This is a genomic window from Phormidium pseudopriestleyi FRX01, assembly GCF_017313335.1.
In the GTDB taxonomy this organism is placed as follows: domain Bacteria; phylum Cyanobacteriota; class Cyanobacteriia; order Cyanobacteriales; family Laspinemataceae; genus Laspinema; species Laspinema pseudopriestleyi.
The window spans coordinates 1-10766 of sequence record NZ_JAFLQW010000016.1 but is presented as its reverse complement, the minus strand read 5'-3'; the positions used below and the strand labels follow the sequence as shown (position 1 = coordinate 10766).

At 47.2% G+C, this 10766-nt stretch carries 8 protein-coding genes and 1 pseudogene; 7 read left to right on the top strand and 2 right to left on the bottom strand.

Going from position 1 to position 10766, the window contains the following annotated elements; translation table 11 throughout:
• Positions 1-625: 625 nt before the first annotated feature.
• The 6 genes from J0895_RS00615 to J0895_RS00590 all read left to right on the top strand — a co-directional run bounded on the left by J0895_RS00615 (position 626) and on the right by J0895_RS00590 (position 8703).
• Positions 626-2734, top strand: a complete 2109-nt coding sequence (locus J0895_RS00615) for a PAS domain-containing sensor histidine kinase (RefSeq protein WP_207086213.1) — start codon at positions 626-628, stop codon at positions 2732-2734.
• Positions 2735-3238: 504 nt separating this feature from the next.
• The gene (locus J0895_RS00610) at positions 3239-5413 is read left to right on the top strand and encodes a putative bifunctional diguanylate cyclase/phosphodiesterase (protein WP_242540944.1); all 2175 of its coding nucleotides are present in this window, start codon (positions 3239-3241) and stop codon (positions 5411-5413) included.
• A 386-nt stretch (positions 5414-5799) separates the two neighbouring features.
• Positions 5800-6597: a hypothetical protein gene (locus tag J0895_RS00605; RefSeq protein ID WP_207086211.1), complete on the top strand. Its 798-nt coding sequence runs from the start codon at positions 5800-5802 to the stop codon at positions 6595-6597.
• 106 nt (positions 6598-6703) lie between these two features.
• Positions 6704-7714 (top strand): CHAD domain-containing protein, encoded by a 1011-nt coding sequence (locus J0895_RS00600; RefSeq protein WP_207086210.1) that lies wholly within the window; start codon positions 6704-6706, stop codon positions 7712-7714.
• A gap of 133 nt (positions 7715-7847) precedes the next feature.
• Positions 7848-8495: a Crp/Fnr family transcriptional regulator gene (locus J0895_RS00595; RefSeq protein WP_207086209.1), complete on the top strand. Its 648-nt coding sequence runs from the start codon at positions 7848-7850 to the stop codon at positions 8493-8495.
• A gap of 7 nt (positions 8496-8502) precedes the next feature.
• Positions 8503-8703, top strand: coding sequence for a hypothetical protein (locus J0895_RS00590; RefSeq protein WP_207086208.1), 201 nt, complete (start codon positions 8503-8505; stop codon positions 8701-8703).
• Here the strand turns inward: J0895_RS00590 and J0895_RS00585 are convergent.
• Entirely contained in the window at positions 8675-9523 is an 849-nt protein-coding gene (locus J0895_RS00585) for a gamma-glutamylcyclotransferase family protein (RefSeq protein WP_207086207.1), read from the bottom strand. The two genes, J0895_RS00590 and J0895_RS00585, sit on opposite strands and share 29 nt — an antisense overlap.
• Positions 9520-10200 (bottom strand): SOS response-associated peptidase, encoded by a 681-nt coding sequence (locus tag J0895_RS00580; RefSeq protein WP_207086206.1) that lies wholly within the window; start codon positions 10198-10200, stop codon positions 9520-9522. Before J0895_RS00580 ends, J0895_RS00585 begins: the two co-directional genes overlap by 4 nt.
• A 220-nt stretch (positions 10201-10420) precedes the next feature.
• On the opposite strand from J0895_RS00580, the pseudogene J0895_RS00575 reads away from it, so the two are divergent.
• Positions 10421-10766: pseudogene (locus tag J0895_RS00575) on the top strand (hypothetical protein); the annotation flags it as partial.

Sequence of the window (10766 nt, the reverse complement as noted above, 5' to 3'; positions counted from 1 at the left end):
CGGGTCAAATTTAGAACGAGTCTGGTTCTCAAATTTTGGGGAGTTTGAGCAGTCATCAATCAAAAGAATGAATTGAGCTTAAAGGGTTACAGAATAGGAGTTTAAGGCGAGAATCTACTCAAAATAGAAAGTGCGGGTCACGGATTTAAACGGAGTCAACCTGGATAAGAGCCTGGAAATTAAAAAACTATAAAGTATTTCTGAAATTGGCAATAATTCAGATAAAGTCAGAGTGACTGGGTGGAAATACTCTAAATCAGAAGAGGGAGGTTAAAGTGGAGTGGAAACTAGAACCGTCGCGCTAATACAGTCAGAAGACAGGGATCGCGGGAGAGGAAATCCGGTTGACTTTGAAGGAAAAAGGCTGATCGCCGGGTTCGGTCAAATTTTGACAACAGAAGCTCCCAAATTCCTAGCTATCAATTATAATTGAACAATAATTAGAAAAAGTGACCAATGAAGAGGAACTTGCCCCAATAAAAATCGCTCTAACTCTCAGGTAATCCAGCCTCAAAGCAAGAAAAAACTTGGATCGGCAAATCGTGCCTCGGAAGCGATAAACAGGGGAGCAATTAAGCTGTCAGGGAGACGATAGATGAAAAGTGGCAATCTAGGGACAAAAAAAATGATTGAACGGCTCAAAGCAATGGGGGTAACGGCAGAGATCGTTCCAGAGGAAATGCAGGTATTTTTTAATTTATCCAGGGAACTGTTGTGCATCAGAGACCGTGAAGGAGATTTCCTGAAGCTCAACTCCAGTTGGCAAAGCGTTCTCGGATGGAGCCTAGAAGAATTGCGATCGCACTCCTGGCATGACTTGATCCATCCTGATGATCGTCACCGGACTTTAATGAGTGAACAAGCTGGCGATATCGGCCAAGTTTGTCATATCAAAAATCGATATCGTCAAAAAACGGGTGAATACTGTTGGCTATCCTGGCGGATTCTACACCAGGAAAACGGCTTAACTTACTCTGCAGCCCAAAAGATTGAGAAGCCAGCAAAAGACGAATCCTGGAGTGTGAATCCTGGAACATTCGAGAATAAATTTGTGGAAATTTTCACCCCAACTAGGGCGGATTTAGGGACGGGTGCAGAAATCAGCATAACCGGAGTCACTGACCGTTTCAAAACTCGGTTAAACCGGAACAAACCGGCCTCTTGGATTGCATCAGCATCCCTGAAATCGGTTGAAAATTCCCTAGTTTTCTTTCGGGGGGAACCGATGGCAGGCGAGGGGAAAGAAGGGGATAACCTCAATCCCTCGTCCCAGTTATTATCCAAATTTGACGAGGGAGAAGGGTTCTCCAGTCTGGATGAGCAGTCGCCCTCTCCTCTGGCGATCGCTCAGTTAGAGGAACGATTTCTCAAAGTAAACGCTACCTTGTGCGAAATTTTGGGGGATATAGACCCGCCCTCGGGGAGCGTAACCCCGTCCGAGCTAGATTCGAGTGAGACTGTGGATACATACTGGCAGAAACTACAACAGATTTGTGGTTCAACGGGGGTCTGGAGTGGCCCCATCCAAAGATCCAATTGCCAAACCCAGGAAATACAGATGCAACAAAGCGGGGGTGCGATCGCCACGGTCCCCCTGGAAGAAACCCGAATCGCCAGTGATCCCACAACTTTAGCACTCTTAAACGCCACCACGGAATCATTATATCTCGTTGATCCCCAGGGCATCCTATTAGCCAGTAACCGCATGGCAGCACAACGCCTCGGACTGCAACTGCCGGAAGCGGTGGGACAATGTATTTATGACCGACTCCCGGACTGGTTGGCTAAAGTGCGGCGAAACTATCTGGAACAAGTCATTCAAACTGGGAAGCCGGTGCGATTTAAAGAAGTTCGCAACCAAGCTCACTTTGAGGTGTCAATCTATCCGGCGATGGATTCCCAGGGTGAGGTGACTCATCTGGCGGTGTTTGACTGTGATATTAGCGATCGCTGTCAACGGGAAGATGCCATTGGTCAACTCAACGCTCAACTCGAACGACGAGTCACCGAACGCACTGCCGAACTCCAATCCGCGAACCAAGAACTGGAAGCCTTTTGTTACTCCGTCTCTCACGATTTGCGTGCTCCCCTGCGGGCGATCGGGGGATTTGCCAAAGCGATCATCGAAGACTATCAAACGGTTTTAGACGAGACGGGGAAAGATTATCTACAGCGAGTCTGTGCCGCGACTGAGCGCATGAATCAACTGATTGATGACCTTTTAAGTCTTTCTCGGGTGACCCGCACTCAGATGCAACGAAAGCCAGTGAATCTGAGTAAAATGGCCCGGGCGATCGCCACGGAACTGCAAGAGACTCAACGCGATCGCCCCGTCCGGTTTAAATTTGCCGAGGGTCTGATGGCCGATGGAGATCCACATCTGCTGCAAGTGATGTTTGAGAATTTGCTGGGTAATGCCTGGAAATTTACCAGTAAAACCGCCAATTCCTGTATTGAATTTGGCATCAGCGATCGCCCGGTCCTAGCTGAAGGAAAGCACTCCCCCAGTCCTGCTAACAAAACCCTGTATTTTGTCCGAGATAACGGGGCGGGTTTTAATATGAGCTATGCCGATAAACTCTTTGCGCCCTTTCAACGCCTGCACAAAACCAGCGAATTTGAAGGCACAGGGATTGGTTTAGCGACAGTCTCTCGGATTGTTCAGCGTCATGGCGGCCAAGTTTGGGCGACCTCCGAAGTGAATTGTGGTGCCACCTTTTATTTTACCCTGTAATTGGGCTGCAATGGCTTCCCCTGGGAAGATTTTGCACCTGTAATCACAACCGGCATCCCTTTAATGTTTTGTCGGTTGTGACATTTTGTCCCGATAAATTGTAGCCGTCATAACAGACAAAAAACCAGGAATATATTTTTAATTATGAATATCAAATTAATTAATACAGATTAAAAAATTGCTCAACTCAACTCAATTTTTAAATTTTAAATAAAATTAAAATAAAATTTAAAACGGATGAATTGGAGCAATTTTGTTGTAAAATAAATTAATAATAGCCAATTTAAAAATCCGATATATAGCGACCCTAAATGAATTTGACAATGGATCCAAGACCAAGAACCTTGGAGTGCGTTGGCGCCGCAAGTGCTTCAGCACAAACATCTTGCTCGCTATCTCTATGTCAGAATGATTTAGACGCGATATAGTCCTAAATTTACCCAATATTTTTCCAGGCCAAAACCACGAAGGAGGATGAAAATGGGGCGATCGTTGCGGGTACTAATGGTAGAAGATTCTGAGGATGATGCCTTATTGCTACTGCGCGAACTCAAACGAGGCGGTTATGATTTGACCGTAGAACGAGTAGACAATCCCGAGTCCATGAAAAACGCCCTCGAACGGGAAAATTGGGAACTCATTTTAGCTGATTATGCTTTACCCCAATTTAGCGCACCCGAGGCATTAGCGGTGATGCAACAGATGGGACTGGATTTACCCTTTATTATCGTTTCTGGGCAAATCGGAGAAGATGCAGCGATCGCCGCAATGAAAGCCGGTGCGCACGATTATGTGATGAAAGATTACCTGGCCCGATTGATTCCGGCGATTGATCGCGAATTGCATGAATTTGCCGGACGGCGATCGCGCTTGTTGGCGGAAAAAGCCATGCAAGCGAACGAACGACAACTTCGGGCTGTATTCGAGTGCGCCCTCGATGCGATGGCGATCTTCAACGACCTCGGCCAATTTACCAACGTCAACCCTGCCGCTTGTACCCTCTTAGGACTCTCCAAAGAAGACTTAATTGGACAGCCGATTTATAAGTATATAGAATCCACCTGTGATTTCAAAACCGGCTTTACCAAATTCCGCGCTGTGGGTCGAGACACCGGAGAACTCAAAATTATGAGGTCTGACGGAACCATTCGAGATGTCGAATATTCTGCCCGCGCTAATTTTATTTCTGGACTCCATTTAGCCGTTGTCCATGATGTTACCGATCGCAACAAAGACCGGGAACAACTGTTATATAATGCCTTTTACGACCCCCTAACCGGACTGCCCAATGAAGCATGGTTCCTCAACGGATTAGGGCGATCGCTGCGTCAATCAAAACGCCGTCCTCATTATGGGTTTGCCGTCCTCTTTATCGATTTAGATCGGTTTAGCATCATTAAATATAGTTTCGGACACTTAGTCGGAGACCTCCTACTCAATGCCACAGCGCGCCGGTTGGGAACCTGTATAAGGCCCAAAGATACCCTAGCCCGGGTGGGAACCGATGAATTTGCGATTCTCGTCGATGAAATTGACGACCCGGCCACCTCCCTCGCCATTGCCGATCGCATTCATAAAGAACTCACCCTCCCCTTTCAAATCAACGGTCATGATATGTTTAGCACTGCCAGTATCGGCATTGCCATTAACTTTCCCCAGACTCCAGAGTATAGTCAGGCGCAGCCCACCTTAACCAATGGCAACGGCACCGAATCCTCCTCCGGCAAAAACTTAGAACGGCCTGAAGACTTTTTGCGCGCCGCAGACACAGCCATGTATCATGCCAAAACAATGGGGGGAGGACGGACCGCTGTATTTGAACGACAAATGCATTCCGGGGCGTTGGCGATGTTACAACTGGAAACCGACCTCAGACTCGCCCTCAAACGGCAGGAGTTGCTCCTGTATTACCAGGCGATTATCGACTTAAAAACAGGTCAGATTTCCGGATTTGAAGCCCTAGTGCGGTGGCAACACCCTCGACGGGGCTTTGTGCTACCCGGGGAGTTTATCCCCGTTGCTGAAGGAACCGGATCAATTGTGCCAATGGGCGCATGGGTCCTAGAGGAAGCCTGTCGGCAATTGCAGCAGTGGCAGGAACGATGGCAATCCTTGGGTTTAATCCTCCCAAATTCAGAACGAGGGGAGGGAGTCGGGGGGTCTGCTCCATTTTTGACCATGAGTGTGAATGTTGCGGGGGTGCAGTTTGGCAATCCGGGACTGGTGGATTATATTGACAAAATTCTCCAGCAAACCGGGTTGAGTGGTGCTTGCTTGAAGCTAGAAATTACGGAAACCGCAATTATGGCAGCAGCAGAGTCGGCAGCGAGTTTGCTCAATCAGCTCAAAAAACGGCAAATTAAGTTGTGTATTGATGATTTTGGGACGGGGTATTCTTCCCTGAGTCGGTTGCAACGGTTGCCGATTGATACTTTGAAAATTGATCGCTCTTTTGTGAGTCGGATGAGCAGTGAGGCGGAAAGTTTAGAAATTGTTCGCACTTGTATCGATTTGGCTCACAATTTAGATATGGATGTGGTGGCTGAAGGGGTGGAGACGTTGGAACAGTTGGCTCAACTGCGCGCTTTGCAATGTGAATCGGGTCAGGGATATTTGTTTTCCAGACCCGTGGATGCAACGACGGCGACGGCTTTGTTGATGTCTATGCCTCAGTGGTGATTGCAGGGCGATCGCATTTGATTACAGCAGTCCTAAATCAGTTGTGGAATGCCCTCACCCCTTTCTCGTCGGCGACCCAAAGGGGAGCAGGAGAGGGCATAAATCATTTAGGATTGCTATACAGTGGCGATCGGCCTGATTCCCTAGGCTGAACATTCCTCGTAAATTTTGGCAGATTCTGCCAAGGGGGATTTTTTAGAGATGCTCCCCCCTGGTAGGATTTTATATATCAGTCCGTCTCATCGCAGATTGATAATTTATAATTTTACGGGCTAAGTTTCTAAAAAAAAGATTAAGACCTGCCTAGAAGGGAATGTCAAGGATAGCCAGAGGAATTATCCTTAAAGAGAGTAATAATAGGGCAGAAGAAAAGAGGCAAATGAATCATGTTATACAGTAAGCTTCCAACGGTCCAAAATCGAGCGGTGATGTCCCCAGAAGAAGCCAGCGCCCCTGAACATCCCCTGCAAGCTCATTTAAACTTACCCTTGCCATCACCGGAAGAAGGGACGACTGCAGAGATTCGTAAGATCCAATTGCGCGATCGCATTCCCGGATTGGTCAAACGGTTGGTCCCCTTCGATGGCGAGTTGACTTGGGAATATTGGTGGGCGGTCCCGGGACGGATGTTATTACCAGAAGATGTGGAGTTGTTACAGCGCGATCGCCAGCGGGTGGAAACCATCCTCGCCAAACTGATTTGGCTGTTTGGCGGATATTACTTTGAACAAACCAGCCCACGCCAAGGGGAATTACAGTCCCTCCATGAATGGCAGCAAATCGTCCAACGCGCCAACCATCTCGGCTTTAACAACTATCTGTTGGATATCGACTACCTCCCCATCGCCATCAAACCCTATAAAAACCCGACCTCAACCCTGAGCGATTTACCGTCCGACTGCATTACCGAATGTGTTGCCGTGGAACCGGCACATTGGCATATCGAATTCTTCCAACTGCGACCCATTAACGGGGGTTATGACATTGAAGAACCCAAACCCCTCTGTAGCTGTCAAATCTGGACCGGCAAACCCTTCCTGCGGTCCTGCCAAACCGAAGACTGTGCAGTCCGATATGACTTGTGGATCAGCAAACCCCTGGATATCACGATTCCACCCTGGCGATATCAACCGGAAGCGATTCTCGATGAATCTAGCTCACTCACCTCTGAAGTTTTTCAATAACCGTTCAGGGGAAAAGTGTGATACAATCGATTTTGCTTCCCGCTAATCATATTCAGCCCCAGCATTTTTCTCTTATCAAAACTAGCGCAAGGAGTGCTATTCCATCATGAAATCCGATAGCAAACAGTCCGCCAATACCCTCGGAGATTGGGCCAAAATTGCCCTGGAAAAACATTTCCAAAAAACGATTCAATATGAAGAGGATGTCTTAAGCGATCGCGCTCCCGAAGCCCTGCACCAGATGCGAGTCGGGATGCGCCGACTGAGATCTGCCGCCAAAGGATTTGCACCGGCATTGGATTTACCCAAAGCCGCCCGCCAAAGTCAAATTGGCAAAATCTCCCACAGTCTAGGCAGCTTGCGGGATTTAGATGTCCTCCTAGAAACCCTAGAAAGCGGTTATAAAGATACCTTACCCGACCAGGAAAAAGAGGAATTCAAACGCGCCCTCACCCTCTTAAAATCCGAACGGAGTCACGCCTTTGATGCCGTCAGGGAGACCCTAAACAGCGAAATTTATCTGTCCTTTAAAAACAGTTTAGCCGACTGGTTAAACTGCCCCAGTTACGGAGAAATGGCACAAGTGCCAATTCAATACATTCTTCCTGATTTATTATTACCCGAAGTCAGCGCCCTCTTTTTGCATCCCGGGTGGTTACTGGGAATCAAAACTAAAAAAGGTCAGGTGAAAATCGATAACCTCACCGAGACTGAGGTCGAGGAATTATTTGCAAAACAGGGAGAAACCCTCCATGATCTCCGCAAGCAAGTCAAGCGAGTGCGCTATCAAATGAGCTTGTTTACGAAGTTTTATGGGAAAGCCTATTCAGAGTATGTTGAGGACCTCAAAGAGATTCAAGAAATTTTGGGTAAAATGCAAGATGGCGTCGTTTTAACTGAAACTCTCTCCCGAGTTTTGGGCTGCAATCTTCAGGACTCCCTTCCGACTTTAGCCGAAAAACTGCTAGAAAACCGCTATTTGTCCTGGTTAGAGTGGCAACCCCTGCATCAGAAATATTTAAAACCTGAAATCCGGGATCACTTACGCTTAGAACTCCTGTATCCTAACCTACCCTCTAACTCAAAAAAATCCCGCAAAAAAAAGAAAAAGGGCTAAAATAATTTGGCATAACCAAATGGGAACCCAATCTTAACCCAGATTTCCGCCAAGGATTACCTAATCTTTACCTTAAGCCGATAGAGTAAACCTAAAGCTTGTAACCTCTGTTATTGAGGGATAGGATATAGATATGCTCCAAACGCTTAAGGCTTTTCCAGAAACTGATAGGCATCTCGCTAGAGAAGAACGCCGACTGCATTTTTATGCCAAAGGCGACAATATTCCGATTTTATCTCAAGGGATTTGGCAAGTTGCTCAAGGGTTGGTGCAACTGGGTATGCTTTATCCCACTGGGGAAGAGGTATTGTTAGGATGGGTGGGTCCGTCCATGTGTTTTAGTCTGTCCTTTAGCTGCCTGCAAACCTATCACGCTAAAGCCCTATCAGATGTTTATTTGATGTGGTTTTCCCTGCGAGAAGTGGAAGCATCGCCAAATTTAGCCCGGGAAATGTTCCCTCAACTGATGCGACGAATGCGACAGGTAGAAGCGATGTTGGCGATTAGCAGTCAACGCAAGGTAGAAGATCGGTTAATTCAGTTATTATTGCTACTCAAACAGGAAATGGGAGAAGCGGTTGCAGAGGGAACTCGTTTACGAGTCAGACTCACCCATTATGATCTGGCAACGGCGATCGCCACCAGTCGAGTTACGATTACCCGAATGTTAGGTAAACTGCGCCGGGACGGAATTATTACTCTGGATTCCAAGCGTCATATTATTATCAAACATGGGGATTTTTTCAGCATGACTCATTGTCCCATCCTCACGGAGTGGTAATATAACGATGAGAATTTCCTTTAGTTTTGGGTTGAATCAATCGGGGGAACTCCCTCGATTGATATCAAATACGGTGATTTCCTCAAAATTGACCCCTTGTTGTCATTCCCGGGTTAAACCCGGAATCCATCTGACCCGGACCAACGGATTCACCGGAGTGGACCCGGATTTGATTGATATCAGTGGCGATCGCGCCAAGATCCACTGACAATTTGCGGACAGCCTTTGATATGTGAGGCAAACCCTTGATAAACTAAGCGGGTTTGACCACTCAAACATAGCATCCACAGTCGTTGATAAAAGTGAGGATGGTCTTCCAATCGGTCGAGATTGGGGATAATTTGTAAGGGAATGTGATAGCATTCACCATACAGGGTTCCCATTCCGGGGACGAACATGGGATATGGGCCTAAATTGAATAAGTCGGCATCAGCGATCGCATCATCTGCGATGTATTCAGCATTTTCTAATAAATAATGATTGATTTCTCCCCGCATCAAGCTGCCATACACAAATAAATCCACAAATTCTGTGAGAAAAAGGCGATCGGCAGCAACTAAAACCGCTTGCAATAGTCCAGTTGGGGTATCTTCCTCGTGAACAGTTCCGGCGATAACGCGACTGGGAGAATTCGCCCGAAGTGAGTCAGAAAGGGTGGGGGAATCCAGATTTAACTCCTGTTCCCAATAGTGGCGATCGCCATCAGAAATTTCATCCGAGTTGCAGTCTTGTAAACAGTTGAACTGATGCCGCCACAAGGCTTTGACCAAATACCGATAGAAATATTCAGAGTCGAGAAGTTCAGTAAAAAATGTCTGGGTTTTGAGTTCCTGGAATAGCCAACTTAAAGCATATTCATGCCGAGAGGCGATCGCCAGTTGACCCTCCCCAGGCGGTTGCCAATCTGAGGTAATCCTCACCTGTGCGTCATCCCACAAAGGAGTTCCGGCAATCTGGGTTAAAAAGTCATTTTCACTTATGCGATCGGCAAGTGCAGCCAGGGGGAGATAATTGAGAGAGTGATTCATTCTTCTCCCCCGGCGATCCGTTGTACACAGTCCGGGGAGTCAGTTTTAGGCGTATTCACCATCCGACTCACGGGATAGCCGATCATCTCTTGTGAGTCATAAGGCGTCAGTAATGGGTGCAATTCCTCCGGAGGGGTTGCCGAATCCAGCCAGCGATCGCGACTCGTAGGAGACAGAATTACCGGCATTCGCACATGAATTCGACTCATCAGTTCGTTTGCTTCCGTCGTTAAAATCGTGCAAGACTCAATCGATTCCCCTTCCGGGGACTGCCACCGTTCCCACAACCCAGCGAATGCAAAGGGTTCTCCATCCTTCAGTTGAAAATAAAACGGTTGTTTTCCTGAATCCGTCGTTTCCCACTCATAGAACCCATCAGCCAGAATCCAACACCGACGATGCTTGAAAGGCGATCGAAACGAAGGTTTTTCGGACACGGTTTCCGAACGAGCATTAATCAGTTTTGCTCCCATTTTCACATCCTTAGCCCAAAAAGGAATCAAACCCCAGCGCATCATCTGGAACTGACGTTCCTGGGTTTCTTCCTGCTGCAACACCGTAGATACCGATTGAGTCGGCGCAATATTATATCGGGGTTTTATCTGAGGAATTCCCGCTAACTGAAACAACTCAGCCACAGTTTCAGGGGCTTGATAAAAGCTAAATCTTCCACACATAATTTTACCACCCTAAGCGGTATTAAAGTTAGATAGGTTTGGGGTTCAGACCCCCTTAACCATTTTAGCAATTGAAGCCGACTGCTCTTTCCCCAAATCTACCTCGCAAGGGGGATGAGTTAAGCAATAATAACAGCCTGCTATCCTGCTTGTATTTATGGAGTCACCCCTCTTGATCAAAACCTCCTAGAGAAACTCAGTGAACTATGGAAAGAATAACATGACCCGAACCGCTCATGACCAATTTGCCAAACAATATTTAGAGGAGTTATTAGCTTATCTCGGCCAAGTCCAAACCAGTCGAGATATTCCCAGCGAAGTCCGACAAGTAGACGTGTATTTTGTCCCCAGTGACAGCCCATCCACCGCCCCCGAAAACCTGGTTATTCTAGCACAAATGGCAACTACCCCTGGGTTATTTGAGGTGTTTAGAAACCCTCCCACCCCAGTAGAAGTCCGAATCTGCCTCCTGAAACTCTACTCCCTCCACAGTGACTTGTGGCGACAAGCGCGACGGGAAAAGACTTCCCTGGCAGAATCAGACTTACCCCGGTTATGGATTTTAT

Excerpts from the sequence above, each read along its gene's own strand:
- J0895_RS00615 (WP_207086213.1), top strand. The coding sequence starts at position 626 with ATGATTGAACGGCTCAAAGCAATGGGGGTAACGGCAGAGATCGTTCCA.
- J0895_RS00610 (WP_242540944.1), top strand. The coding sequence starts at position 3,239 with ATGGTAGAAGATTCTGAGGATGATGCCTTATTGCTACTGCGCGAACTC.
- J0895_RS00605 (WP_207086211.1), top strand. The coding sequence starts at position 5,800 with ATGTTATACAGTAAGCTTCCAACGGTCCAAAATCGAGCGGTGATGTCC.
- J0895_RS00600 (WP_207086210.1), top strand. The coding sequence starts at position 6,704 with ATGAAATCCGATAGCAAACAGTCCGCCAATACCCTCGGAGATTGGGCC.
- J0895_RS00595 (WP_207086209.1), top strand. The coding sequence starts at position 7,848 with ATGCTCCAAACGCTTAAGGCTTTTCCAGAAACTGATAGGCATCTCGCT.
- J0895_RS00590 (WP_207086208.1), top strand. The coding sequence starts at position 8,503 with ATGAGAATTTCCTTTAGTTTTGGGTTGAATCAATCGGGGGAACTCCCT.
- J0895_RS00585 (WP_207086207.1), bottom strand. The coding sequence starts at position 9,523 with ATGAATCACTCTCTCAATTATCTCCCCCTGGCTGCACTTGCCGATCGC.
- J0895_RS00580 (WP_207086206.1), bottom strand. The coding sequence starts at position 10,200 with ATGTGTGGAAGATTTAGCTTTTATCAAGCCCCTGAAACTGTGGCTGAG.